Source organism: Pseudofrankia inefficax, from assembly GCF_000166135.1.
Taxonomy (GTDB): Bacteria; Actinomycetota; Actinomycetes; order Frankiales; family Frankiaceae; genus Pseudofrankia; species Pseudofrankia inefficax.
On record NC_014666.1, the window covers coordinates 1,689,984 to 1,715,587 of the forward strand.

Consider the following 25,604-nt stretch of genomic DNA (forward strand, 5'->3'; position numbering starts at 1 on the left):
TCCGAGAATAGCGTGGGCCGGACCCCTTCGTCGGCGCCCGCGACCACTGGTCTGGCCGGAAAATGCCACGGCCGAGGCCTCGTCAACGGGCGCCCCGCGGCCCGATCACCTCGGCTCGGCGGCGCGAAACCGCTGGTAGACAGGCCACCCCGACCGACAGCGTGACCGTGGCCGGGCCCGCGAGGAGGGCCCGACGAGGGCCGCGGGCGGACCTGTCACCCCGATGGACAGGTCCGCGTGCGGAGCCCGGTCGCGTGGCCGCGGCTCGCCGGCCCGGGGTCGCCGCTCTCGCCGGCGGCGGCCACCGCCGAGAATGCCGACGGGCGGGGCCGGCAGCCAGCTGCCGGCCCCGCCCGTCGAGCGTCAGGTAGGGCGTCAGGCGTATACGCCGTGCAGCCAGGCGTGCAGGGCCTTGTCGACGGTCGGCTCGTCCGCGTCCGGGCTGAACAGATGGACGGCGACCGCCACCGGGGCACCGAAGGCGTTGCGGCCGAAGACCCGGTACATCGCGTCCTCGGTGTGGAGCCCGAGGAAGTGCGGAGTGAGGTAGTCGACGGCCGCGTCCAGCGCGGGAAGCCCGGGAATCGTCAGCTGAACCCGGTCGCCGACCTTCGCGTCGGCGAGGCCGGCGGCGCGGCGCAGCGCGTCGAAGCCGTCCGGTGTGACCGACGAGGCCGGAGCGTCGACGCTGACGTACTTGGCCGGCCGACCGTTGTAGTGCCGCAGGTACTGGCCCAGGGTGTGCAGGTAGAAGTCGGTGTGCTTGCCCGCGCCGTCGTACTGGTTGTCCCAGTCGTCGACGAAGACACCGCTGTGCACGTATCGGACCCAGGTCGTACCGCCGTCCCGAGCCTCGATCAGATGCTCAAGCTGGTTGAACCAGCCCTCCGGGCCCTCGCTGCGCATGATCAGGTGATGCGGCGGCTCCCAGGCCAGCACGGTGCCGCCGAACGCGGCGGCACCGCCGACGCGCGGCTCAGGGGCTTCCATCGGCCAGAGCCAGGCCGCGTTGCCGTTGGTGACCGCCTCCCAGTAGTCCTCGGGCGTGGTCCGCAGCTCTGTTTCGCGTTCGATCGCGAACTCGCGCCCGCCCGGGATGGGCTTGTCGCTCGTCGGCTCGTTCGGCATGTCAGCTCTCCTCGGTGAGACCGGGCTCGGGCGGGCTTGGACGGCGTTGCTGATTGGTGCCGGCGTCCGGCGGTTTGAGGCTGGGATGGAGGGCGATCACGAGCCGGTGCGGCCGGCCGCCGGTGGCCGTCTCGTCGTGGTACCTAGCCACCAGCGCCGTGACCGCGTCGGAAAGCTCGCCCGCGAACGCCGCCCGGTCCGCCGCGGTGGCGAACCGGATCTCGCTGTCGATCGCGAAGGTGGCCAGCCGCTTGCGGGCGGCCGTCGCGCCGGCGAGCAACTGCCCCACCTCGTGGATCAGCCGGGCGGCAAGGGCCAGCATCCAGCGGGCCGAGCCCTCATCTCGCGCCCGGTCTGGATCCGGGGCGACGTCCGCCAGCGCGGCTGGAGAGATGACGTACGAACTCGCGGTCGCCTGGAGTATCCGTTCGGTGCAGTTCCCCTTGCGGCGTTCCTCGACCAGTTCCACCAGCCCGTGCTGCTCCAGCGCGTGCAGGTGATAGTTCACCTTCTGCCTGGTGAGCCCGGTCCTGGCGGCCAGGCTCGTCGCCGACCCCGGTTCCGCGAGGGCGGCCAGCAGCCGGGCCCGCACCGGGTCCAGCGAGGCCTCCGCCGCGCCTGGACTATCGATGACCGCTACGTCGAGCATGGGTCCATGGTTCACCCGACAAAAAAATTTGTCAACGAGGTCGCACCTGTCGGTGAGGCGCGCGAAACGGTCGCACCCCGACGACCGGAGCGTTCTGGCTGGTCGTCGGCCCTGAAATGTCGGTGGTGTGGAGCACCATGGCCGTGTGGTCTCGTCCTGGGCGGCTGACGATCCGGCCGGGCCAGCCCGGCCGGCCAGCCTGGCTTCGCCGGCAGGGCCAGCTCTGCCGGCCAGCCCGGCCAGCCCGGCGAGCGCGCTGCGGGCGAGTGGCGTCGGACCGGGCACGGCGGTCGCGGTGGTCGCCGTTCCGGGCGTCGGGGTGGCGCTCGCGTTTGGGGACGGCGGCTGGGCCGGGCACGCCGATCCCGCGGCGGTGCTCACCGACGTGGAGGCGGCGATCGGCCCGCGTTGGGTGTGGTGGTCGGCGCGCGGCGCCGGGTCGCCGCTGGCGGGCGGGTGGCGCCAGTCCGCGGACCGTGGCCCGGCGCTGAGCTGGGACCTCGCCGCCGTGCACCGGATCCTGCGGGGCGGCCACCGCGACGACCCGGGCGCGGTCTGGGCGGCCACACGCGGCCTGCCGGTTCCGCCCCTGCCGCGACGGGCCCGCGGCGACGGCCAGCTCGACCTGCTGGCGATGGTCGAGCAGCAGGACGACGTCGGCGACGTCGACGACCCGGTCGGTCTCGACGGGCAGCTTCGGCTCGGTTGGGTCGACGAGACGTTGGGCGCCACCGCCGCCGGCGGGCCGGGCGTCCGGCTGGCGCGGGCGGCCCGGTTCGCGCGGCTCGCGCTGGTCGCGATGGCGGCGCAGGAGCAGGCGTTGAGCACGCTGCCGGACCCGCGAGCCAGCCCCGGGCGCCTGCCGCTGGCGCTGCTGACGGCACGCGCCGAGTCCGCCGCCGAGGTGCTGGCCCGCGAGCTCGAACGCGACGGCCTGCCGGTCGACCGGCCGACGGCGACCGCGACCATCACCGAGATCATCGGTCCGCCGCCGGTCGGCGACGCGGGGGAGGCGGCGGCCAGACGGACCCGGGACGCCCCGGTCCTGCGCCAGCTGAGCTCGTCGGTCGACCTGCGTAACCCGGCGTCGGTCCGGGCCGCCCTCGCGGCGGTCGGGATCGACGTGCCCGACACGCGGTCCGGCCGGCTGCGGGCCCTGAGCGCCGCCCACCCGGTCATCGACGAGCTGCTCGCCTGGCGCAAGGCGGAGCGGATCGCGACGACGTATGGGCATCGGTGGCTCGCCACCCACGTGGGCGCCGACGGCCGGCTGCGTGGCCGGTGGCACGGCAGCGACGGCGCGGCCGGCAGGATGACGGCCGACGCCGGGCTGCACAACCTGCCCGCCGAGATGCGGGTCGCCGTCGTGGCCGAGCCCGGCCACCGGTTCGTGCGCGCCGACCTGGGCCAGATCGAGCCACGGGTGCTCGCCGTCGTCTCCGGCGACCCGGAGCTGACCAGGGCGACCCGGCAGGACGACCTGTACGCCCCGGTCGCCGCCCGGCTCGGTGTCGACCGGCCGACCGCCAAGGTCGCGGTCCTCGCGGCGATGTACGGCCAGACCACCGGCGCGGCCGGTCAGGCGTTGCGCCAGATGCGCGAGACCTATGGCGTGGCGCTCGCCTACCTCGACGCGGCGGACGCCGCCGGGCGCTCGGCCGCGCTCGGCGCCGCTCCCGCCACGCCGCTGCGGACGTTCGGCGGCCGGCGGATCCCGCTGCGGGCGCTACCGGCCGACGCGGACGGCGACATCGGCCGCGCGGCGGCGGCCTACGGCCGGTTCGCCCGCAACGCCGTCGTCCAGGGGGCGGCCGCCGAACTGTTCAAGGCCTGGGCCGTCACCGTCCGCCAGGCGCTGATCCCGCTGGGCGGCACGATCGTCCTGTGCCTGCACGACGAGCTGCTGCTCCAGGTCCCGGTCCAGACCGCCGAGGCCGCCGTCGCCGCCACCCACCGGGCGCTCGACGCGACCGCCGCCCACTGGGCCGCCGGCAGCGCGGTCCGGTTCGTCGCCGACATCGCCGTCATCAGCCGCTGGTCCGACGCGAAGCCGTGACGGCGGGCCGGCCAGTGCCGTCGTTGGCGACGTTCGCTCGGCTCCGGCGTCTCCATGATCGCTGTTTCGGCCTTCTGGTGGTCGTAGCCCGGCCAGTTGGTCCTAGACCAGGCCGGCCCACGACCAGCGCGGGATCGTCAGTCCGGCGGGAACGTCGTCGGCGGAGTCGTGGTAGCGGTTCATCGTCGTCGTGGTGGCCCAAGCGAAGTAGTCGTGCAGAAGCTGGCGGAGCGGCTCGGCGGTCAGGCCGGCGTCCGCCAGGGCCTCGTCGAAGCAGTCGATCGCCCGGCGGTCCATGTCGTCATGCGGGCCGTTGCCGCTGTGGAGCCGCACAACGAGGGTCTCGTCGCCGTACTGGTCGGAGTACGAGGTAGGTCCGCCGAGCGCCTCGGCCCAGTAGCTGGCGAGCCGTTCGAGGTGGTCGGGACGGAATCCGTGGCTGAAGGCGTGGCTTACGACCTCGTCGGCCATCACCCGGCGATGCCAGGCGTCCGCCAGACGCCGCAGCCCCTCGTCGCCGCCCGCTTCCTCGTACACGCTGCGCATGGGCCAAGAATGCCAGCCTTCGGTCAGTCCTGGATGAGGCTGTCCAGGGCTTCCGGGTCGAACGAGTAGTGGCAACGCCACTCGACGATCTTCCCGTCCCGGTTGAGGCGAATGGAGTCGGCGCCGGTCTTCACCTGTCCGTCGGTGAACCGGCAGGTGTAGACGAAGACAACCGTCTGGGTGCTCACGAAGGACGCGTCGATGGAGTAGCGGATGTCGGGGACGCGGCGCATCGAGTCGTCGATGTAGGACCGGAAGGCGTCGTAGCCCTCGATGGTCACCTTTTCCGGATCGCCCGTCAGCCGCGGGACGAACGGCGAGCTGAACACCACGTCGCGGTCGACGGGCTCCATCACCAGGTCGAGGTCGTACTGGTTGAACCCGTCCTCCCAGTGCCGCTGCAACGCGGTGACGACCTTGTCCTCGATCATGATGTGTCCCCTCACGTCGCTCGGCGGGCACGCCGCCCCAGCCGGCCGGCCAGCCGGCCTCCGGCGGCGGCGGATGAGGCACGGGACACACTAGGTCCGCCTCAAGGCCGTGGCAAGAACTTAGTAAGCACTTGCTCTCGTGATGGATGGGCGGCAAAGGGCGCGAATCGGGCGCCGATGGACGGTTTCCATACCCAGTCCACGATCATCGTGACCTGGGCTGAGCGCGGCGACCGGTGATCGCCAACTTGGTATGGAAATCGGCGTCGGGTAGGCGGCCAGGGTACGAACCGCGCGCCGCGATCCTGACCACAAGCCGCCAAAAGGCCGCGTCGACGGCCGGAGCGCCGCCGGCCCGCTGGGTAGGGTCGGCCGACGGGAACCGCGGAGCGGGAGGTACGGAGAACGATGCCGGAGCCGGCCCCCGAGGTGCTGCGAGCGGACCGGGTCGACCTCGTCCGCGGTGGGCGCTACCTGCTGCGCGGGGTGGACCTGACCGTGCGTGCGGGGGAGCACTGGACGCTGCTCGGCCCCAACGGCGCAGGCAAGAGCACCCTGCTCGGGCTGCTCGGCGCGGTCAGCCACCCGACGTCCGGCACGGTGCGGGTCCTCGACCATCAGCTCGGGAAGGTCGACGTCCGCGCCCTGCGGGCCTTCATCGGCCACGTCAACCCGCGTCATCCGCTGCTCACCCCGCTGACGATCCGCGAGGTGGTCCTGACCGGGGCGACCAGCACGATCGACCTGGTTCCCCGCTGGACCCCGACGGCCGAGCAGGAACGTGACGCCGACGAGCTGCTGGACCTTCTGGGGATCGAGGCGCTCCGCTCGGCCCGCTGGCCGGAGCTCTCGCAGGGTGAGCGCGGCCGGGCCCTCATCGCCCGCGCGCTGATGCCCCGGCCACGGCTGCTGCTGCTCGACGAGCCGACCACCGGCCTCGACGTCGCCGCGCGGGAACAACTGCTCAGCGGCCTCGACGACCTGCGCGCCGAGCAGCCGGGCCTGGCGAGCGTGCTGGTCACCCATCACCTGGAGGAGATCCCGGCCAGCTCCACCCATGCCCTCCTGCTGCGGGAGGGCGAGACCGTCGCCGCCGGCCCGATCGACGAGGTCCTGACCACGGACCTCGTCACGGCCTGCTTCGCGCACCCGATCCGGGTCGCCCGCCTGGAGGGCCGCTTCGTGGCCCGCGCTCAGCGGACCCGCTCGCTGACCCGAGGCCGCTTGGGACCCGAGGCCGCTAGGGACCCGGAGCCGACAGGGGCCCGAGGCTGACAGGGGCCCGAGGCCGACAGGGGCCCGAGGCCGACAGGGCGTCAGCTCTCGTGGCCGACGGCGTCGCCGACCTGGTCGGCCGGCAGATCCGTCGTGAGTGTGATCAGCTCGATCCGGTTGCGCGCCTGGTAGCGCTCCATCAGCCGGCTCACCTCGCGCTGGACGGTGCGGGTCGAGACGCCGAGGTTCTTGCCGATGAGGTCGTTCGTCGCACCGGTCGCGATCAGGTGCAGGATCTGGGACTCGCGCTGCGGGTCGAGCGTGTCGGCCGCGGGCGGGGGCACGTTCGGCGACAGCGGCTGCCCGGCCCGGAACAGCGCGTCGATGAGGTGGGCGTACAGCGCCACCGTCGGATGGTGCGTGATGACGAGGGCACCCAGGCTCGGATCGTCGGGCTCGCGCTGGACCAGGACGGCCCGACCGTCGGCGACGACCGCGCGGTAAGGGACGTCGCGGCTGGCGTGCACCTGGCCCAACGGAGGTAGCCGGCCGTTCGGCGCTCCACGCGCGGCCGCGATGCATTCGGGTGTCCAGACGCTGGTCAGCCGCACGCCGCGCTTGGCCGCGCCGACGAACGCCCGGATGACGTGCGGGTTCGGCCCGAAACCCTCGTTGCCGGCGAGCATGAACCGCAGAGTGTCGGTGGCCTGCTCGGCGAGCTCCGCGATCCGGATGCTCACCTCCCCGTGGGTGACGAGCTCGGTGCCGTCGTTACCGACCAGCTTGCGGGTGCCCTGGCGATGCGCGGCCGGAAGGCGGCTGCGCAGCAGGCGGGACCGCTGCCGAGCCCGTTCGGCCGCCGCCGTCGCCTGCTCGGCCTGTTGACGGGCGTGTTCGGTGTCGAGCCACTGGGTCAGGTCCTCGGCCAGCCAGGCGCCACCCACCGAGCGGATCTGGCCACGGTTGGCCTGGTCGCGCAGTTCGGCGGCAACCGCGGCGACGTCCGCGCCGAGAAAGCCGGCTATGCCCTCTGTGTCGGCATACGGGTGCAAGGCCACCTGTTCGTAGACCTGCTGGCCGAACGGGGTGAGGCCCAGGAAATCGAGGTTGGTCAACGTGGCGTCCGTGCTTCGCGTCGTTCGTCGGCTTCCGTCGTCCGTCAGCTACCTGGCGTCGTCGAACAGGGGTGGCGGAATCGTGCCCTGCGCGTGGTGACGCAGGGAAGAGCGAGTTGTCCCGATCTGGTCCCGTCCGGGGTGATCAATACCACCAATGGGCCTATTGAGTGCAACGTTCTCCACCCGAGTGTGCAGCGTCCGAGCCATTGTTACGGGAAGGTTTCCGAGGGTTGGCCACATGTGGACAGGTGGCTAAAGCTGGCCACGCCCAAAACCTTCCCCTGAAGGGCAAGGTCGGGCTACTTTTCTGCGACGCGCCGGGACGGACCCGGCACCGTCCGTAGAAACCCCCCTCGGATGGTGCCGGCCGCCGCGACCCCCTCGACTGACCCTGACGGAAGGGACCACCCTCGTGTCCCTGGTCTGACCCGGCGCGCCTCTGTCCTTTTTGCGGCGTTTGTCGTAAAGACGGCGGATCGTTGGACGGGAGTGGAAGATGGAGCGCTGGCCGGTCCGATATCGGCTCGCCGCCGCCCTGGTCGTGCCGCTGCTGGCGGTCGCGGGGCTGAGCGTGGCCCTGGTGGTCGGCCAGGTGCACGCGGCGCACGCGGCCGGGCGCACCCGCACGGCGGCCCAGCTGACGGTCAAGGTGAACTCCCTGGTCCGCGCGCTCGCCCAGGAGCGGTACGCCACCTCGTCGTTCGTCGCCTCCGGCTACATCACGATGCAGGCCGACACCGCGGCCGCGCGCGAACCGGTCGACGCGGCCTACCGGGACGTCACGGCCGCCGCGCTCGGCGCACCCGACGACCAGCGGCTGCGCGACGCCCTGGCCGCCGCCGTGGGGCAGATGGGCCAGCTACCCACACTGCGCGGTCAGGTCGACGCCAGGACCGCCACCATCGGACCCATCTCGGACGCCTACAACGGCATCGTCGGCGCCTGGCTGGGGGTGACCTCGGCCCAGATCGGCCTCGGCACCGCGAGCTCGCCGCTCGTGCGCACGGCCACCGCGCTCGCCGCGATCAGCGCTGTCGCGGAGCAGACCGCGCAACAGCGTGGCTACGTCTCGCTCACGCTGTTCCTGCACGACCAGATTCCCGACAACGTCGGCCGTATCCGGATCGCGACCGGCGCCGAGGCGGCCTGGTTGGGCGAGTTCGAGGGCGCGGCCAGCGACGACCAGCGGCGCCTCTACGACCAGCGCGTAGGGCCGACCGTCGGCCCGGTCTCCGCCCTGCGCGACCAGGTCCTGGCCGAGGCCGCGGCCGGCAAGCCCATCGACGTCGTGCCCGCCGTCTGGCTCGGCAACGTCAACTCGAAGATCGACCAGCTGCGGGTGGTCGAGGGGCAGCTCAACGTGAGCCTGGCCGACCAGAGCAGCTCGCTGGTCTCCGCCGCCCGGCTGCGCGCCGGGATCGTCGGCGGCGGTGCCGCGGCGATCATGGTGCTGGCGATCGCCGTGTCCATGGTGATCACGCAACGGCTCGTGCGGCAGCTGCGGGTCCTGCGCGCCGACGCGGTCACCGTCGCCGAGCAGCGGCTGCCCTCGGTCACGGCGGCGCTGCGCGACCGGCGGCCGGTCGACCCCGGCGGCCTCGCGGACGACGTGGGCGGACGGGACGACCTGGCCACCGAGGACGAGATCGGCGAGGTCTCCCGGGCGCTGCGCTCCGTCTACGCGGCCGCCGTCCTGGCGGCGACCGAGGTGGCCGCGCAGAACTCGCTGTCCTCGTCGATGCACAACCTGGCCCGCCGCAGCCAGAACCTGATCCACCGCCAGCTCAGGCTGATCACCGTCCTGGAACGGGACCAGCAGGACCCCGAGATGCTCGAGCGGCTGTTCCGCCTCGACCACCTCGCCACCCGGATGCGCCGGGAGGTCGAGGGCCAGATCGCGCTGTCCGGCGGACAGCCCAGCCGGGTGTTCCGCCAGCCGGTGAAGCTGATCGACGCGATGCGGGCCGCCGTGGCGGAGGTCGAGGCCTACACCCGGGTGGAGGCCAGCGCCACCGTCGACACCAGGATCGCCGGACCCGTGGTCGGCGACGTCATCCACCTGCTCGCCGAGCTCATCGAGAACGCCTGCCAGATGTCCCCCGAGCTGACCCCGGTCGTCGTCACCGGCAGCGCGGTCGGCGCGGGCATCGCCGTCGAGGTCTCCGACCGTGGCATCGGCATCGAGCCGGCCACGATGGCCGGCCTCAACGAGCGGCTGGCCGACCCGCCGCCGTTCCACCCCGAGTCGGAGGCGGACAAGCTCGGCCTCTGGGTGGTCGCGAACCTCGCCCGCCGGCACGGGATCGACGTGTCCCTGGCCCGCAGTGCCTACGGCGGGGTCACCGCCGTCGCGATGCTCCCGGCGAGCGTCCTCGCCCCGGCCGACGCGCCCATCCTGGCTGGGCCACCCGACGACGAGCCGCTGCGGGCCGCGCTTGCCCGGATGGATGCCTTCGACCGGCTCGACGTCGTCGGCTCCGGCTACGACGAGCCGCCGGTCGCCGTCTCGGTCGCCGCTGGGCCGCCCGGTGACCCTCGCGCCGACCTCGGCGGGCACGTTGATCCCGACAGTGTCGATCTCGGCAGTGAGGTCGACTTCGCCGGCTACGGCCATGCTGCCCGGTACACCCACGACAGCGACTACGGCCACGACGCCGGCTACGCCTACGGCCACGATGCCAGCCCCGGCGATGACGGCGGCTACGGCCACGATGACGGCGGCCACGATGGTGGTGGCTACGGCCACGATGGTGGTGGCGGCCTCGGCCGCCGTCGGGCGACCGGGCCGCTGGTCCCGGCCGCGGTCCGGGACAGCTTCTTCCTGCCCCCACCGGTCCGCCACCCGGACCGAGAGGAGGCCGCCGGCCCTGCCCCGGACGCCCAGTCCTGGCAGCTGGGCCGTCCCGGGCTGGCGGCCCGCGCTGTCGCGGCGCCGCTGCCCGAGCGGCCGGTGGCCTGGTCCGCCGCTCCGGTGCCGGAGCCGGACGACTGGCCCGAAGACGAGCCGCGGGTCGGACACCTGCCGCGACGGAGCCGGGGCGCGAGCCTGAACGCCGAGCTGCGCGGCGGCCGGTATGCCCCCGCTGGTGTCGCCGCGAGCGGACCCAGGGCCGGCGGCTCCGACCCGGAGAAGGCCCGCCGGCTCGTCACGGCCTTCCGCGCCGGCTTCCAACAAGGGCTCCCCGCCGGGTCGCCCCGCGACGACGAAAGGAACGGCGATGCCACCCACCGGTAACCTCGACTTCCTGCTCAACGACCTGGAACGGCGCATCGTCGACATCCACTGGGCCGTAGCGCTGTCCGCCGACGGGCTGCAGCTGGCCCGCTCGGCCGCGCTGACCCGGGAGGGCGGCGACCACATCGCCGCCGTCGCCTCCGGCTTCCGCTCCCTCGCGCTCGGCGCCTCCCGGTACATGGAGGGCGGCGACGTACGCCAGACGATCGTCGAGATGGACAGCGGCTACCTGTTCGTCTCCGCGATCGGCGACGGCTCCTGCCTCGCGGTCGCCGCGAGCCCGGCGGCGGATCCGGGGGTCATCGCGTTCGAGATGGCCCGGCTCGTGACCCGCGCCGGGCAGGTCCTCTCCCCGCCGATGCGCGCACACGCGTAGAGGCCGCTGTGACCCGGGACGAGGAACTGCCCGACGACGAGGCGGGCCCGGTCGTTCGCCCGTACGCCGTCACCGGCGGGCGGACCCGGCCCACCGCGCCGCTGGAGCTGGTCGCGCTGGTCGCGACCACCAGCCGCGGCGTGAGCACCGCGCGTAACCCACCGCCCGGCATGCCGCCCGAGCAGCGCGACATCGCCTTCCTGTGCCGCCACCTGCAGTCGGTCGCGGAGATCTCGGCGCACCTGGACCTGCCCCTGGGCGTCGCGCAGGTGCTGGTCGCCGACATGGCCGCCGACGGTCTCGTCGCGGTCCACCGGCCCGAGCGCCCCGACTGGCGCCCCGACTCCACCCTGTTGCGAAAGGTCCTCGATGGACTTCAGCGGCTCTAGCCCCGTGCCTTTCGGCTCCGAAAGCGTCCAGGAGCCCACGACCACCCCTCTGAAGATCATCGTCGCCGGAGGCTTCGGGGTGGGGAAGACCACCTTCGTCGGCGCGGTCAGCGAGATCCCCCCGCTGACCACCGAGGCCCACATGACGGCGGCCGCCCTCGGCGTCGACGACGCCTCCCAGGTGTCGGGAAAGACGACGACGACCGTGGCGATGGACTTCGGCCGGATCACCCTGCCCGACCAGGACGTCGTGCTCTACCTGTTCGGCACCCCGGGCCAGGACCGTTTCTGGTTCATGTGGGACGAGCTGACGCTCGGTGCCGTCGGCGCGATCGTGCTCGTCGACACCCGGCGGCTGCAGGACAGCTTCGCCGCGATCGACTACTTCGAGGACCGGCGCGTGCCGTTCGTCGTCGCCGTCAACCAGTTCGACAACGCGATCGTGCACCCCGTCGAGGACGTCCGGGGGGCGCTGGACATCGACCATCCCGTGCTCACCCTGGACGCCCGCAGCCGGTCCACCTCCCGCTCCGCCCTGATCGAACTCGTCCGCCACGCCCTCGACGCCACCCTCGCCGAGGAGGCGCGCGCCGCTCGGGCACCTCTGCAGACAAGGACCTGACGTGCGTCGCATCCCCTGCTACCCGGAACCGGCCGACCTGCTGCGCACCCTGGCCCACGACGTGCCGCTGGACGGATGGGGCGGGCCCACTTGAGCGGGCGGGGAGACCGCCGCCCACCGCTGTTCTTCGTCGGCGGGCTCGAAGGCCCACCGCACCCGGGACAGCCCCTGGCCGGCGCGCTGATCGACACCATGCCGTGCCGCGGGCTGGATCTCCCGGGCCGGGACGGGGCTCGCCCGCCGCTGGGCGACGTCCGGGCGATGGCGTCCTACTTCCTGCCCGGCGTGCTGCTCGTCCAGCCGTGGGGTGGGCCGTTCCAGCTCGCCGGGTACGGCTTCGGCGGCATCCTGGCCTACGAGCTGGGCCGGCTGCTGCGCGGGATCGGCCAGCCGGTCGCGCCCGTGATCCTGTTCGACACCGCCCTGCCGCTGCCGGGCCAGCCGCCGCCGCGACCGAACCCCCAGCTGGCGATCCGGGAGCTGGCCCGGATGCGTCACCTGCCGTGCCTGTGGCAGGGCACCTGCCGTTGCGGCATCGACCACGGCGTGCCGCTGTCCGAGCAGGGCGCCCGCATCGCCCGAGCGCTCGGCGCCCGCGACCCGGCCCGCTACGAGGACTACCTGCTCGCGTCGATCGGCACCTACACCGCCGCCCTGCGCGCCTACGCGGCCTACCGCCCCGGACCGTCGGACCTGGCCGTCGTCCTGGCCCGCCCCGCCGACCGGACGAGCAACTGGGGCCTCCCGTCCCAGCTGGCCCTGCACGACTCCCGCTGCCTCGGCTGGGAACGCGCCCCCGTGGCCGAGCTGCACCTGGCCGTCATCCCCACCGACCGCGGCTCCTTCTTCGCGGACCCGCACCACTGGGACCTGGCCAACCTCGTCCACCGCCATCTGGCCACCCCGACCCCGCCACCGCCGCCGGGCCCACCGCTCGCCGGCCCACCGCTCTCCAGCCCAACGCTCGCCGGCCCAAGGCTCGTCAGCCCACCGCTCGCCGGGCTACCGCTTTACGGCCTACCGCCCGCCGGCCCGCCGCCCAGGACTCCCGAGCCCACTACAGAGCCCGGCGACCGCGCGGTCTCCATCCCCTGACAGCGGTCAGCGGTTGTCCGGGTCCGGGGCGCGGTACCTGGCGAGGAACATCGCCTCCCAGACGTACGGGGTGACGGGCTCGTAGTGCGGGCCGTCGGGGCCGACGAACGGTTCGAGCGGGGCGATCACCGTGTCGACGTTCGGCAGGTGGAAGGTGGCGATCGAGGCGCGGGTCGAGGTGGTGTCGGCGGCTGCGACGACGCGGTGGCGGGTCGACGGCCAGCGGTCGTTGGTCCACCGGGACATCAGGTCACCGATGTTGATCACCAGTGCGGCCGGGTCGATGGGCACGGTGACCCAGGCGTCGTCCAGGCCCTGGACCTGCAGGCCGGCGTAGTCGCCGCGCTGGTGCAGCACGGTCAGCATGCCGGAGTCGGTGTGCTCCCGGAACGTCAGCGACGGCTCCGTCGAGTCCCGGGCGGGCTGCGCCGGGTAGGTGTTCACGGCGAGGTCCGACACCGGATGGGTGAGCATCGGCGCGAAATGTTCCGGCGGCAGCCCCAGTGCTCGGGCGAACAGCTCCATCAGCGCGTCGCCGACCCGCTTCATCTCGGCGAGGCAGCGCAGGACGGACGCCCGAAGGCCCTCGACCTGCTCCGGCCAGACGTTCCGCGCGAAATAGTCGCCATACCGCGAGGGAACCCCGGCCGCGAGCGCCGTCGCCGCGTCCTCGTAGTTGCACACCTGGAACCGGTGCACGAGCGGTGACCCCTCCGGCGAACGCATGGTGGACAGGCCGCGCCAGGGATGCCCGTCGGGGGAGCCGAGCTGGGCCTTCTCAGCGTCGGGCAGCGCGAGCAGCGCGTCGTTCGCCCGGTAGACGGCGTCGAACGCCTCGGGCGCGATGCCGTGGCCGACGACCTGCAGGAAGCTCACCGACGAGCAGACCTGGGCGATCCGCTCGACCACCGGAGTCGGGTCGGCGCCGGCCAGGAACGGCCCAAGGTCGATGACGGGAATCCCGCCGTCCGGGCGCGGCCGGGTGGCCGCGTCGTTCCGCGCGGCCGGGCCGGCTGTGGTCGCCGCCAAGGTCACTCGACCAGCGTAGCCGCGTTCCCCCCGTCACCGACCCGTCTCGAAGTAACCGAAACACGTCCGTCACCGGGCGATCGCCACACGCCGTGACTACTGCCCCTAGCCGACTCCGATGGCGAGAAGGCTTTCTTCGAGCTCCGAGATCTCGGGATGGCAGGCCTTGCGCGGATCGGCCCGTAGCGTCCGCAGCGCTCGCGTGAGTTCGTCGCGATGCGGCCGGATCTCGGCCACGAACGACGAGGCGGAGGCCTCTCGGTGCCGGGAGAGGTAGTTGAGGTCGAACAGGATCATCCGCCAGTTCGCGGCCTCGACGTCCATGCCCAGTTCCGCGATCGTCCGGCTCACCAGGCGACGGCAGCTCTCGCCGCCCCGGTCGGCCGAGGGATCCAGCGGGTCCAACTCCTGGTCGCCGTAGAAACCGAGTTCCACCGCGATGTTCTTGCGCGCCATCGCGAGGTTCCCCGACTCCATCCCGACGCGCATCTCGTCGATGAACGCGTTGACGCAGGCCGGGGCGCCGCCGAAGGCCAGCCCGATCGCGCCGGACCGACGGACCCAGAAGTCGGTCTGCTCGGAGACCAGCCTTTCGAGCCAGGCGCGGCTGGGTTCATCCCCGATCGCGCCCAGGTAGTAGGCGATCCGCCCCGCGGCGAAGCTGCTGATCCGGGCGGACCGCTCGTCCGTCGACTGGCCGCGGTCGGCGAGCGCCTTCTCCAGCAGCCCCTTCAGTCGTTGGGCCGCGAAGCGCCGCAGCGGCGGATTGCGCGACAGACGGTAGACCGACTCCTTGACGAAGAAGGCGACCTCGGGGCCGTCGATCTGCTCGAAGAAGTCGCTGCCGCGCTCGGTCGTCCCCTGGATCCAGTCCTCGACCCAGCGCGCGACGAAATATTCTTCGAACGACTTGTGGTAAAAGCCGGCGTCGTATTCCCCGTCCAGCGCCGCCGGCCGCGCCCGCAAGGTCAGCAGGGGGCAGGTCTCCAGCGCGTCGACCACCTCGCGCCGCCCGGCCTCCGGCACCCCGGCCAGGGCCGCCGCCAGCTGGAGCGTGCCCCTGCCCGCCAGGCCGGCCGAGCCTCGGAACCTCAGCCACGCCAGCTCGCACAGGACGGAGATCAGGACTTCCGACGGCACCGCGTTGCGCCCGTCCCTGACCTCCCGCTCCAGGCTCTGCCGGACGAACTGGCGATACACGCTGGACCTGTCGATGGACCCGTCGGCGCCTTCGTAGCCGTGGGTCCAGACCAGCATGGTGAGCAGCAACGGGTTGCTGGCGAGGGCTCGGATCGCGGGCTCGCGGGTCCAGAGCTCCTTGACGGTCTGGGCGTGGGCCGCGGCGTCGGCCGAGCCGAGCAGCCGGTTGGACAGCACGTCTATGTACCGCAGAATCCAGGACTCGTCGGGCGCCCGGGAGAAAACGGTGTGGAGGCGCCGGACCACGCTGGTACTGCCCCGCAGAACCGACTCGTAGTAGGAGCTGCGTACCGTCACGACCTCGGCCTGGGAGAAGGCCCAGGAGGAGAGGAAGCGGTCGGCGTCCGCGGCGCCCAGCAGGCCGACGATCTCGTCCAGGCCGTCGATGACCAGCGTCAGCGCGGAGTCGAGGGCATCATCCAGCACGCGTCGCTCGAAAACCGAGAGCGACGAGCCCAGGACCCTCCTCTGCAGGATGTCGACCAGCCACTCGCGCCCTCCTACTCTCGACGGCGGTGGGTACGCGCCGGCGATGAAGTCGACCGCGTCGAGAGTCACCAGCCACCTGGTCGGGTCGGCGTCGGCGAGCCAGGCGGACTCGAGGCCACGGCACAGCACGGACTTGCCCGTTCCGGGCCGCCCGACGACCAGGAAGCCCTTGCGGTCGGGCGGCGCCGTCGGCGGCAGGGGGCCTTGAGCCGGCACCGTGATGGTGGCGTCCTGGCTGACGAACGCCGTCTCCAGCAGGAGATCCGGCGACTCCAGCAGTTCACGGCAGGCGAAGCCGACGGCACCCGACGCGGGCCGGTCGAGCCTCGCCCGGATCTCCTTGGACAGCCCCTCGACCATGGCGGCCGCGAGATCCTGCCTCGTCCGTCGGATCGCCGCGGTCAGGCTTTCCTTCCCGACGGGTTGCCCGGACTGCTCGGCGAGGCGCCGCCACAGCGCGTACTCACGTTCGCCCAGCCGACGCCGGTCGCCCCGGGTGACGGCCCGTCTGCGCAACCACAGGAGGGCCTGGTAGACGCCGTTCAGCAGACCCGCGACGCTGAGGCCGACCAGGGGCAGGACCTCGGCGCTGTGCAGCAGCAGGTGCCCCACGTCATGCGCCGAGCCGGTGGTCGAGGTCGCGAGTGTCCGGCCTCCCGGCCGGCTCCGTGGCCGGCCGCCTGAAGACGCCGCGGCCACGAACGTGTGGGCCGCGCTCGCGAGACCTCGGCCTTCTTCTGCTCGCCCCCGTACAGTCGCGCACGTCTTCCGCCTCTCTGGCGAGAACGAACGGCCGTCTGGCCCATTGTCATCCGTGCCTTCCCGCTCTGGGTCACGTTTTGTTCACCGGGAGCACGAAAACCGGGCGGGGACGGCCTGCCAGAGCAGCCGGCGGGCGGCGTGGGTTGCGTTCAAACGTGGGCGGGGGCCGGGGTGTCGGCGAGGAGGGTGCCGAGGCGGCGGGCCTGTTCGGCGGCGTTGCCCAGGGTGAACTCCAGCCGCTTGGCGTGCAGGAAGTAGCGGTGGACGAAGTACTCCTCGGCGATGCCCATGCCGCCGTGGACGTGGACGACGGCGCTGGCGACCCGGTGGCCCCCGTCGGCGGCCCAGAACTTGGCGGTGGCGACGGCCTCCGTCGCGTCCTGCCCCTCGGCGAACCGCCAGGCCGCCTGCCACAGGGTCAGCCGGATCGCCTCGACGTCGATGAAGCAGTCGGCCAGCCGGTGCCCGACGGCCTGGAACGATCCGATCGGGCGGCCGAACTGGACCCGGTTGGTGGTGTACTCGGCGGCCGCGCGCATCGCTCGCTCCGTGACGCCGAGCTGGAGCGCGCACAACCCGAGCGTCGCCCGGTCGCGCAGCGAGACGGCGACGGCGGTTCCGGCCGCGCCGTCGGGGCCGCCGAGCGCGGCGCCCTCGTCGACGAGAACGCCGTCGAGCGTGAGCAGCCCGACGGCCTCGCGCGCCGTGGTGAGCTGACGCTCGACGCTCACCCCGGCGGTGGCCGGGTCGACCAGGAAGACCGCGACACCGTGCTCGGTCCGGGCCGGGACGAGGAACGCGTCGGCGGCGGCCGCGTACGGCACCGCGGTCTTCACGCCGTCCAGCCGCCAGCCCGTGGGCGTCGGGGCGGCCGTCGTGGCGGGAGTGGCCGCGTCGGAGCCGCGCGGTTCGGCGAGCGCGACGGTGACGACCTTCTCGCCGCTGACGAGGGCCGGCAGCCAGGTCTCGCGCTGCGCGGGCGTGCCGTGGGCGGCGATCGCGCCGGCGGCGGCCGTCGCCGACGCCCACAGTGGTACCGGCGCGAGCACCCGGCCCGCCGCCTCCAGCACGAGGCACTCCTCGAACACGCCGTAGCCGAGGCCGCCGAACTCCTCCGGCACCCCCACGCCGAGCAGGTTCGCCTTCGCGAGCTCGGCCCACAGCTCCCGGTCGAGGCCGTCACCGTGGCCGGCGAGCACGTCGGCCTCGATCGCGGTGAGCCGCTCGGGGGTGACCATCCGGTCGAGGATCTGGGCCGCCAGGGCGGCCAGCTCCCGCTGTTCCTCGGTGTAGGCGAAATCCATGGCGGACACTCCTCGGTCGGCGGCGGTGCTCTGTAAAGCTAGAACTTGTTCTAGCGCACGCGCTAGCATCGGGCAGCACAATCTGACGGCCCATCAGGTGGGTTCCGCCGCGTCGACCGCGTCGTGGCGCACCCGCCGACGGGACCGGGCCGGCCGACGGGAGAGCCCATGCGCGTCGCCTACAGCCAGGAGCAGGAGCAGCTGCGCCAGGAGCTGCGGGACTACTTCGCCCAGCTGGTCACGCCGGAGCTCGGCGCCGAGCTCGCCACCGGCGAGACGACGCTGCTGGGCAAGGACGGCGCCTACTGCCGGGTGATCCGCCAGATGGGCAAGGACGGCTGGCTGGGGATCGGCTGGCCGGCCGAGTACGGCGGCCAGAGCCGGACCATGCTCGAACAGCTCGTCTTCGGCGACGAGGCGACGCTTGCCGGCGTTCCGATCCCGCTGCTGACGATGAACAGCGTCGGGCCGACGATCATGGAGTACGGCACCCAGGACCAGAAGGACTTCTTCCTGCCGAAGATCCTCGCCGGCGAGCTGCACTTCTCGATCGGCTACTCCGAGCCCGGCGCCGGGACCGACCTCGCGAGCCTGCGGACCAGAGCCGACCGGGACGGCGACGGCTGGGTGATCAACGGCCAGAAGATGTGGACCTCGGTCATCCAGGTCGCCGACTACGTCTGGCTCGCGGCCCGTACCGACCAGTCCCAGGCCCGCCACCGTGGGCTGTCGGTGTTCTGCGTGCCGACCGACGCGCCGGGCTTCTCCTGGACGCCGGTCCCGACGATCTCCGGCGGGATCACCAGCCAGACCTTCTACACCGACGTCCACGTCCCGGCCGAGGCGCTGGTCGGCGAGGTCAACGGCGGCTGGAAGCTGATCACCGGCCAGCTCAACCACGAGCGGGTCGCGCTGTGCTCGGCGGCGGGCATCCAGCAGTTGCTGCTGTGGACCCGGCGGTGGGCGCAGGAGACGCCGGCCCCGGAGGGCGGCCGGATCATCGACCGGCCGCTGGTGCGGGCCAACCTCGGGACCGTGCACGCCAAGGTCGAGTTCCTCAAGCTGATCAACTGGAAGATCGCCTGGGGCGTCGACCACGGGGCGCGGCTCGGCCCGGCGCAGGCGAGCGCGACGAAGATCTTCGGTACCGAGTTCGCCGTCGAGGCCTACCGGCTGCTGATGGAGTGCCTCGACGACGACGCCTACCTGACCCGGCCCGGGCCAGGCGAGGGCCGGGACTCGCCGGGCGCGGTGCTCGCCGGCCGGCTGGAGCGGGCCTACCGGCAGATCCTGATGCTCACCTTCGGCGGCGGCACCAACGAGATCCAGCGCGACATGATCGCGATGCTCGGACTCGGCCTGCCCCGGCCGCCGCGGTGACGGCCTCGCCGCACGCCCTCGTGGAGCGGGATGGGCACGTCCTGACCGTCACGCTCAACCGGCCGCACGTCCGCAATGCCGTCACCCCCGAGATGATCGGCATTCTGGAGAAGGCCTGGGACGAGGTGAACGCCGACCCGGAGATCCGGGTCGCGATCCTGACCGGAGCCGGCGGCGCCTTCTGCGCCGGCGCCGACCTGAAACAGATGTCCAGACGGCCGCCCGGTGAGGCCTTCACGGGCGGCGGTGACGGGACCAGGCTCGCGATGGACATGTCCGTCATGAAATGGGTTCTGAAGGGCTTCACGCTGACCAAACCGCTGATCGCGGCGGTCGAGGGGCCGGCGATCGCGGGCGGCACCGAGATTCTGCAGGGAACCGATATCCGGGTGGCGGGGGAGTCGGCCCGGTTCGGCGTCTCCGAGGTGCGCTGGGGGCTGTTCCCGCTGGGTGGCTCCGCGGTGAAGCTGCGCCGCCAGGTTCCCTACGCGGTCGCCGCCGACCTGCTGCTGACGGGCCGCCACCTCGGGGCGGCCGAGGCCAAGGAGATCGGCCTGGTCAACTACGTCGTCCCCGACGGCACCGCGCTCGCGAAGGCCCGGGAGATCGCCGACGTGATCGCCGCGAACGGCCCGGTCGCGGTGCAGGCCGTGCTGCGGACCCTGCGTGAGACCGAGTCGCTGCCCGAGGACGAGGCCTTCCGGATCGAGTCCGAGATCGGCATGCGGGTCTACCTGTCGGACGACGCGAAGATCGGCCCGCGCGCCTTCGCCGAAAAGCAGAGACCCCGTTTCACCGGACGTTGACCGACGACGGAGAAGGCGCAGCCATGGAGTTCAACCTCGCCGACCTCTTCGAGCACGCGGCCGACCGTTTTCCCGACCGGGACGCCCTCGTCGCCGGCCCGGCCCGGCGCACGTTTCCCCAGTTGGAGGAACGCGCGAACCGGATGGCGCACCACTTACGCGGCGCCGGGGTGACGCCCGGCGCGCATGTCGCCATCTACGCCTACAACGTCGCCGAATGGGTCGAGGCGATGGTCGCGATCTACAAGATCCGCGCGGTCTGCGTGAACGTGAACTTCCGGTACGTCGCCGAGGAGCTCGCCTACCTGCTCGACAACGCCTCGCCCGTCGCGCTCGTCTTCCAGCGCCAGTTCACCGACCGGGTCGCCGAGGTCGCGCCGAAGGTCGCCAGCCTGCGCCACCTCGTCGTCATCGAGGACGGCACCGAGGGGGCCGACGCCGAGGCGCTCGGCGCGGTCCGCTACGAGGACGCCCTCGCGGCGTCCCGGCCCGACCGGGACTTCGAGCCCCGCTCCGGCGACGACCACTACCTGCTCTACACCGGCGGGACGACCGGGCTGCCCAAGGGCGTGCTGTGGCGGCAGGAGGACGTCATCTTCGCGCTCGGCGGCGGCATCGACCTGATGACGGGGGAGCGGGCCCGCGACCCGGGGGAGCTGACCGAGAAGGGCGCCGCCGGCGTCGTGACGTCGCTGCCGATCGCGCCGCTCATGCACGGAGCGACCCAGTGGTGCCTGAACACCGGGCTGAGCAAGGGCCAGCGCACGGTCCTTGTCGACGCGTTCGACCCGGCGGAGGTCTGGCGGCTGGTCGAGGCCGAGCGCGTCAACATGGTCATGATCACCGGGGACGCGATGGCCCGGCCGCTGCTGGACACCCTGGACGACGCCCAGCGAGCCGGGCGCGACCTGTCGTCGCTGTACGCGGTGTCGTCCAGTGCCGCGTTGTTCTCGCCGGTGCTCAAGGAGGCGTTCATGGAACGCCTCGGAGTGATCATCACGGACGGTGTCGGCGCCTCCGAGGCCGGCTCGCACGGGGTGAGCATCGCGGCGAAGGGCCAGGTCGCCGCCGAGGCGGGCGTCCGGGTGAAGGCGATCGACGACGCGCTGGTCGTCGACGAGAACCTCCGGCCGCTGCCGGTCGGGGAGATCGGCCGGCTGGCCCGCCGGGGCAACATCCCGATCGGCTACCTGGGCGACCCGCAGCGGTCCGCCCAGGTGTTCCGTGTTGGCCCGGACGGACGGCGCTACTCGGTTCCCGGCGACTTCGCCCGCCTGGAGGCCGACGGCGGCATCACGCTGCTCGGGCGGGGCTCGGCGACTATCAACTCGGGCGGGGAGAAGATTTTCCCCGAGGAGGTCGAGAGTGCGCTCAAGAGTCATCCGGACGTGTACGACGTGATCGTCGTCGGTGTGCCGCACGAGCGCTGGGGTGAGACGGTGGCCGCCGTCGTCGCGGCCCGGCCGGGGAAGACGCCCACGCTCGTGGAGCTGCAGACCCACTGCCGCGCCCACGTCGCCGGCTACAAGGTGCCGCGGGTCCTGCGCCTCGTGGACGCCGTCCGGCGCACGCCGTCCGGGAAGGCCGACCTCGCCTGGGCCAAGCAGGCCGCCGGTTCGGCGCCTCCGGTCGCGTGAGCGTCCCGCCGGACACGCCTGTTCTCGTCGGTGCCGCCGCGGCGGCCCGGCTGCCCGACGCGGTCGAACTGATGGCCGCCGCCGCCGAGGCCGCGGCACTCGACGCGGGTGTCCCGGGCCTGCTCGGTCACGTCGACCGGGTGTACGTCGCCCGTGGCTCCTGGACCGACCCGAACCCGGGCCGCCCGATCGCGACGCGGTTCGGCGCGGCGAAGGTCCACTCGGTCGTCGCCGAGCTCGGCGTGCTGCAGCAGACCCTCGTGACCCGAGGCTGTCTGGACGTCGCGGCCGGCCGGGCCGAGGTCGTGCTGGTGCTCGGCGCCGAGGCGGCGCACACCGCCGGCGGGGTCCGGCTGACCGCGGGCCGCCTGGGCGCCCCGGGCCGCGGCGGGTGGAACGACGAGGGCCCTGACGAGGTCCTGGCCCCGAGCGACGACATCCTGCACCGGCTGGAGGTGCGGCGCGGCCTGTACCTGCCGGTCTGGCAGTACGCGGTGCTGGAGTCCGCGCTCCGGGCCGCGGGCGGCCTCGGCCTCGCCGCGCACGCCACCGAGGTCGCCGAGCTGTGGGCCGGCTTCTCCCGCGTCGCCGCCGGCAACGAGGACGCCTGGGCGCGCGACCCGGTCACCCCGGCGGATCTCGCCGCTTCGGACCGCAACCCGATGATGTCCTGGCCCTACACCCGTTCGCACTGCTCCCGGGCCGGGGTCGACCAGGGAGCGGCGTTGCTGCTGTGCTCGGCGCGGACCGCCCTTCGGCTCGGGGTGCCGCGCGACCGGTGGGTCTTCCCGGTGGCGGCCGCCGAGTCCAACGTCATGACGCCGGTCTCGACGCGGCCCGACCTGGCCCGCTCGCACGGGTTCGCCGCTGTCGGCCGCCGGCTCACGGAGGTCACCGGGGTCGCGCCGGCCGACGCCGACCTCGTCGACCTCTACAGCTGTTTCCCCGCCGCGGTCCGGCTGCAGCTCCGCGAGCTCGGCCTCGCCGGCCGGGCCGACCTCACCGTCACCGGTGGCATGACCTTCGCCGGCGGTCCGCTGAACAACTACGCCTTCCAGTCGACGGTGAAGATGGCCCAGCTCCTTCGGGCCGCCGAGCCGGGCGCCCACGGGCTGGTCACCTGCGTGTCGGGCATGGTCACGAAGCAGGGCGGCCTGCTGTGGAGCACCGCCCCGCCGTCGGCCGGCTTCCGCGCCGAGGACGTCTCCGCCGAGGTCCGAGCCGCCGAGCCGCCGCTTCCGCTGGTCGAGGACGTGCCGGCGGGGTCCGGTCGGGTGGCCGGCTTCACCGTGGTCTGCGAGAAGGGACGGCCGGTACGGGCGTGCGCCGTCGTCACCCTCGCCGACGGGACCCGCACCGTGGCCGCCAGCACCGCGTCGGACCTGGTAACCGCGATGACCACCGAGGAATGGGTCGGCCGCGCCGTGACCGTCCACGGCGAAACGCTCCTGGCGTCCGGCTAGCTGGCTTCGCCGAGGCCCGCCCGGCGGGCCTGCAGAATCGCCGCGGCCCGGTCGGGAGCGTGGAGTTTCGCGAGGATGCTGGAAACGTGGTTGGCGACGGTCTTCGCGCTCAGCCCGAGCCGGTGCGCGATCCGGTGGTTGGGCCAGCCGTCGGCGACCAGCACGAGCACCTCACGCTCCCGGTCGGTGAGCTGGGGGAAGGTCACCCCGGCCGGGCGGGGGTCGGTGAACGCCGTCAGGACCCGGCCCGCGATGTCGGCTCCGAACACGGCGTCGCCGCGGGCGACGGCGTTGATGGTGCGGATGACGTCGTCCTGCCGGGCGCCCTTGAGCAGGTAGCCGCGGGCGCCCGCGCGCAGGGCGGAGAACACGAACTCGTCCTCGCCGTACATCGTCAGCATGAGGACCGCGGTCGCGGAGTGGCTGGCTCGGATCCGCCGCGTCGCCTCGACGCCGCCGATTCCCGGCATCTCGATATCCATGAGCACGACGTCGGGCTGGAGCGAGCGGACCAGCGTGACGGCGGCTTCGCCCGAGGTGGCCTCACCGACCACCTCGATGCCGTCGATGGAGTCCAGCAGGGCGGCAAGCCCGTCCAGAACGATGCGGTGATCGTCGGCGATGACGACCCGGATCACCGGAGCGGTCGCGTCGGTCATGAGGCGCTCCCGGCCAGGGCGCCTGCGGGGGCGGCACTTCCGGCCAGCGTGAGCGGCAGCTCGACGCGGACCCGCCCGCCGCCGGGCGACGGGCCGGCGGCCCAGGTCCCGCCGAGTGCCGTCGCGCGTTCGCGCATCGACGCCAGCCCGACGCCGGGTGCCCACGTCCTGGCGCTCGCCCCGTCGTCGGCGATCTCGATCGTCAGGTGGTCGACGAAGGTGATGGTGACCTGGCAGGCCGACGCCTGGGCGTGCCGGGTGACGTTCGTGACCGCCTCGGTCACGATGCGGTAGGCGGCGATCTCGACGGCGGCGGGGAGGGCGGGGAACGGCTCGGACGCGGACAGCGTCACGGGGAGTGGGGCGTGCCGAAGGTGCTCGCGAAGAGCGCCCAGCAGGCCGAGCTCGTCGAGGACCGGCGGGCGCAGCGCGTAGACCAGGCGGCGCAGGTCGGTGAGCGCCGCGGACAGGTCCTGGCGGACGTGGTCGAGAAGCGTGATCGTGCGGGACGGGTCCTTCCGGGTCAGGTTGCGGGCCGCGTCGATCTTGTTGGCCGCGCCGGTGAGCACCGGGCCGAGCCCGTCGTGGAGATCGCGCCGCAGGCGGCGGCGCTCCTCCTCGGCCGCGCTGACGATGCGTTCCCGGGACCGCAGCAGCGCCTCGGTCAGGATCACGTTGCTCGCGGCCACGGCGACCTGCCGGGCCAGGTCGGTCAGCAGCCTCGCCTCCCGCGGGTCCAGGCCGTGCTGGCCCGAACGCAGCCCCACGACCAGCGCGCCGATGTCCCGGCCCTGGTGGACGAGCGGGAACCGGACCGAGGTGTCCGGTGGCGGCTCGCCGTGGGTGATCCGCCGCGTCGTGCCGTCGTCCGCTCGCATGTCCACGGCCGCGGCCGGCAGCCGCAGCGCCTCGGTGACGGCGTCCAGGAGGCTCGGCAGCAGCTGCTCCACGTCGCCGGCCGCCTCCAGCCTGGCCGCCACCCGGGTCACCACGGTGTATGGCTGGTCCCGCTCTCCATAGAGGAACCGGTTCACGCCGCGCTGGACCTGCTGGCGGGCCGGAGCCAGGCTGAACGCGGCGCCGACGGCGGCGAGCACCGTCCACGGATCGCCGACCGCCACCCCCAGCAGCGAGATCAGCGCGACGCAGCCCGCGTACACACCGGCGACGAACAGGGTGAGCAGGGTGTAGACGAGGGCTCGGTTCAGCACGAGGTCGATCCCGTAGATCTGGTTCGACAGCACCACCGCGACCACCACCAGCAGCTCGAAGACGGTGGTCAACGGGCCGATGACCGTGGCCGCTGGCAGCAGCAGGACCAGCGGCACCACCAGGATCACGGCCGCGTTCACGACCGCGAGCCAGCGCAGCACCCGGCGTAGTTCCCCGTCCGCGCGCAGCCACCGGACGATCATGGTGATCGATCCGAGGATGAAGCCGCCCGCGAACAGCGGCCCGTCGTCCCAGCCGGGCAGGAGGTCTCCGGCGAGCGGATTGCGCAGGCCGGCGAACACGGCCGACGAGCCCGGCACGGTCACCGGGCCCAGCAGCCCGTGGACGGCCGCCGCGGCGGTCAGGCCGGCGGCGGCCAGCGCCACCCAGGTGACCCGCCCGGATGGCAGCCGTCCGTAGGGGAAGCACGCCCAGGTCACCACGAGCGCCAACGGCTCGATCGTGGGCCCCCAGGAACCGGCCCACAGGCCGATCGCGGTCCCGCCCAGGTGGCGTGCGTGGTCGACGGAGAACACCGCCCACCCGAGCCCGGCTGCCGCGGCGGCATGACCGAGGGCCGCGGCCAACGCGATCCAGCCGAAGAGAACTGTGGGGCGCCGGGTGGCCAGGAGCCACCCGGCCACCGCGAAGGCCACCGCGCCGAGGATGTGGGCCCACAGATAGCCACTCCCCGTGGGATCGCCCGTCGGCGTCAGCTGGGAATGGCGGTTCAGCACGGCGAAGACGGCTCCGCCCACCGCCAGTGCCCCAGTGGCCAGAGCCAGTGTGTGGGCTGCCCCCCG

The 25,604-nt window shown here is 73.0% G+C and carries 21 protein-coding genes; 11 read left to right on the plus strand and 10 right to left on the minus strand.

Going from position 1 to position 25,604, the window contains the following annotated elements:
* Positions 1 to 375: 375 nt before the first annotated feature.
* Together FRAEUI1C_RS06745 and FRAEUI1C_RS06750 are read right to left on the minus strand one after the other, a co-directional pair.
* Positions 376 to 1,128 carry an SRPBCC family protein gene (locus FRAEUI1C_RS06745; protein WP_013422538.1) on the minus strand — a complete coding sequence of 251 codons (753 nt, stop codon included), beginning with the start codon at positions 1,126 to 1,128 and terminating at the stop codon, positions 376 to 378.
* 1 nt (position 1,129) lies between these two features.
* Positions 1,130 to 1,777, minus strand: a complete 648-nt coding sequence (locus FRAEUI1C_RS06750; protein ID WP_013422539.1) for an ArsR/SmtB family transcription factor — start codon at positions 1,775 to 1,777, stop codon at positions 1,130 to 1,132.
* Positions 1,778 to 1,922: 145 nt separating this feature from the next.
* On the opposite strand from FRAEUI1C_RS06750, the gene FRAEUI1C_RS06755 reads away from it, so the two are divergent.
* Positions 1,923 to 3,833: a DNA polymerase gene (locus FRAEUI1C_RS06755; RefSeq protein WP_157734838.1), complete on the plus strand. Its 1,911-nt coding sequence runs from the start codon at positions 1,923 to 1,925 to the stop codon at positions 3,831 to 3,833.
* 102 nt (positions 3,834 to 3,935) lie between these two features.
* On the opposite strand, the gene FRAEUI1C_RS06760 is transcribed toward FRAEUI1C_RS06755, so the two are convergent.
* Both FRAEUI1C_RS06760 and FRAEUI1C_RS06765 read right to left on the minus strand, forming a co-directional pair.
* Positions 3,936 to 4,379 carry a group II truncated hemoglobin gene (locus FRAEUI1C_RS06760; protein WP_013422541.1) on the minus strand — a complete coding sequence of 148 codons (444 nt, stop codon included), beginning with the start codon at positions 4,377 to 4,379 and terminating at the stop codon, positions 3,936 to 3,938.
* A 23-nt stretch (positions 4,380 to 4,402) separates the two neighbouring features.
* Positions 4,403 to 4,810, minus strand: coding sequence for a nuclear transport factor 2 family protein (locus FRAEUI1C_RS06765; protein ID WP_013422542.1), 408 nt, complete (start codon positions 4,808 to 4,810; stop codon positions 4,403 to 4,405).
* 408 nt (positions 4,811 to 5,218) lie between these two features.
* Here FRAEUI1C_RS06765 and FRAEUI1C_RS06770 point away from each other — a divergent pair, with 408 nt between their 5' ends.
* Positions 5,219 to 6,085, plus strand: a complete 867-nt coding sequence (locus tag FRAEUI1C_RS06770; RefSeq protein WP_013422543.1) for an ABC transporter ATP-binding protein — start codon at positions 5,219 to 5,221, stop codon at positions 6,083 to 6,085.
* A 41-nt stretch (positions 6,086 to 6,126) separates the two neighbouring features.
* Here FRAEUI1C_RS06770 and FRAEUI1C_RS06775 read toward each other — a convergent pair whose 3' ends face one another.
* Positions 6,127 to 7,140 carry a helix-turn-helix transcriptional regulator gene (locus tag FRAEUI1C_RS06775; RefSeq protein ID WP_013422544.1) on the minus strand — a complete coding sequence of 338 codons (1,014 nt, stop codon included), beginning with the start codon at positions 7,138 to 7,140 and terminating at the stop codon, positions 6,127 to 6,129.
* 499 nt (positions 7,141 to 7,639) lie between these two features.
* On the opposite strand from FRAEUI1C_RS06775, the gene FRAEUI1C_RS06780 reads away from it, so the two are divergent.
* From FRAEUI1C_RS06780 to FRAEUI1C_RS06800, 5 genes are all read left to right on the plus strand, one after another.
* Positions 7,640 to 10,378, plus strand: a complete 2,739-nt coding sequence (locus tag FRAEUI1C_RS06780; protein ID WP_013422545.1) for a sensor histidine kinase — start codon at positions 7,640 to 7,642, stop codon at positions 10,376 to 10,378.
* Positions 10,362 to 10,754 carry a roadblock/LC7 domain-containing protein gene (locus tag FRAEUI1C_RS06785; RefSeq protein WP_013422546.1) on the plus strand — a complete coding sequence of 131 codons (393 nt, stop codon included), beginning with the start codon at positions 10,362 to 10,364 and terminating at the stop codon, positions 10,752 to 10,754. Before FRAEUI1C_RS06780 ends, FRAEUI1C_RS06785 begins: the two co-directional genes overlap by 17 nt.
* An 8-nt stretch (positions 10,755 to 10,762) precedes the next feature.
* Complete coding sequence (locus FRAEUI1C_RS06790; RefSeq protein WP_013422547.1) at positions 10,763 to 11,143, plus strand: DUF742 domain-containing protein; 381 nt, start codon at positions 10,763 to 10,765, stop codon at positions 11,141 to 11,143.
* On the plus strand, positions 11,124 to 11,765 hold the full coding sequence (locus FRAEUI1C_RS06795; protein ID WP_013422548.1) for a GTP-binding protein: 642 nt from the start codon (positions 11,124 to 11,126) through the stop codon (positions 11,763 to 11,765). Before FRAEUI1C_RS06790 ends, FRAEUI1C_RS06795 begins: the two co-directional genes overlap by 20 nt.
* Before the next feature lie 90 nt (positions 11,766 to 11,855).
* Positions 11,856 to 12,860, plus strand: coding sequence for a thioesterase domain-containing protein (locus FRAEUI1C_RS06800; protein WP_232425325.1), 1,005 nt, complete (start codon positions 11,856 to 11,858; stop codon positions 12,858 to 12,860).
* A 6-nt stretch (positions 12,861 to 12,866) separates the two neighbouring features.
* On the opposite strand, the gene FRAEUI1C_RS06805 is transcribed toward FRAEUI1C_RS06800, so the two are convergent.
* From FRAEUI1C_RS06805 to FRAEUI1C_RS06815, 3 genes are all read right to left on the minus strand, one after another.
* Entirely contained in the window at positions 12,867 to 13,895 is a 1,029-nt protein-coding gene (locus FRAEUI1C_RS06805) for an isopenicillin N synthase family dioxygenase (RefSeq protein WP_013422551.1), read from the minus strand.
* A 99-nt stretch (positions 13,896 to 13,994) separates the two neighbouring features.
* A complete protein-coding gene (locus FRAEUI1C_RS06810) occupies positions 13,995 to 16,190 on the minus strand; it encodes an NACHT domain-containing protein (RefSeq protein WP_013422552.1) in 2,196 nt (731 codons plus the stop codon).
* Between the two features lie 299 nt (positions 16,191 to 16,489).
* Entirely contained in the window at positions 16,490 to 17,644 is a 1,155-nt protein-coding gene (locus FRAEUI1C_RS06815) for an acyl-CoA dehydrogenase family protein (RefSeq protein ID WP_013422553.1), read from the minus strand.
* A 168-nt stretch (positions 17,645 to 17,812) separates the two neighbouring features.
* Between FRAEUI1C_RS06815 and FRAEUI1C_RS06820 the strand changes: the two genes are divergently transcribed.
* Genes FRAEUI1C_RS06820 through FRAEUI1C_RS06835 form a run of 4 tightly spaced genes read left to right on the plus strand, consistent with a single transcriptional unit; the run spans position 17,813 to position 22,930 of the window.
* The gene (locus tag FRAEUI1C_RS06820) at positions 17,813 to 19,024 is read left to right on the plus strand and encodes an acyl-CoA dehydrogenase family protein (RefSeq protein WP_013422554.1); all 1,212 of its coding nucleotides are present in this window, start codon (positions 17,813 to 17,815) and stop codon (positions 19,022 to 19,024) included.
* Positions 19,021 to 19,830, plus strand: a complete 810-nt coding sequence (locus FRAEUI1C_RS06825) for a crotonase/enoyl-CoA hydratase family protein (RefSeq protein ID WP_013422555.1) — start codon at positions 19,021 to 19,023, stop codon at positions 19,828 to 19,830. Before FRAEUI1C_RS06820 ends, FRAEUI1C_RS06825 begins: the two co-directional genes overlap by 4 nt.
* A gap of 23 nt (positions 19,831 to 19,853) precedes the next feature.
* Positions 19,854 to 21,467, plus strand: coding sequence for an acyl-CoA synthetase (locus FRAEUI1C_RS06830; RefSeq protein ID WP_013422556.1), 1,614 nt, complete (start codon positions 19,854 to 19,856; stop codon positions 21,465 to 21,467).
* The gene (locus FRAEUI1C_RS06835) at positions 21,464 to 22,930 is read left to right on the plus strand and encodes an acetyl-CoA acetyltransferase (protein ID WP_013422557.1); all 1,467 of its coding nucleotides are present in this window, start codon (positions 21,464 to 21,466) and stop codon (positions 22,928 to 22,930) included. The genes FRAEUI1C_RS06830 and FRAEUI1C_RS06835 overlap by 4 nt, the downstream gene beginning before the upstream one ends.
* On the opposite strand, the gene FRAEUI1C_RS06840 is transcribed toward FRAEUI1C_RS06835, so the two are convergent.
* Both FRAEUI1C_RS06840 and FRAEUI1C_RS06845 read right to left on the minus strand, forming a co-directional pair.
* Positions 22,927 to 23,589, minus strand: coding sequence for a response regulator (locus FRAEUI1C_RS06840; protein WP_013422558.1), 663 nt, complete (start codon positions 23,587 to 23,589; stop codon positions 22,927 to 22,929). The two genes, FRAEUI1C_RS06835 and FRAEUI1C_RS06840, sit on opposite strands and share 4 nt — an antisense overlap.
* Positions 23,586 to 25,559, minus strand: coding sequence for a sensor histidine kinase (locus FRAEUI1C_RS06845; protein ID WP_232425326.1), 1,974 nt, complete (start codon positions 25,557 to 25,559; stop codon positions 23,586 to 23,588). The genes FRAEUI1C_RS06840 and FRAEUI1C_RS06845 overlap by 4 nt, the downstream gene beginning before the upstream one ends.
* Between the last annotated feature and the right edge of the window lie 45 nt (positions 25,560 to 25,604).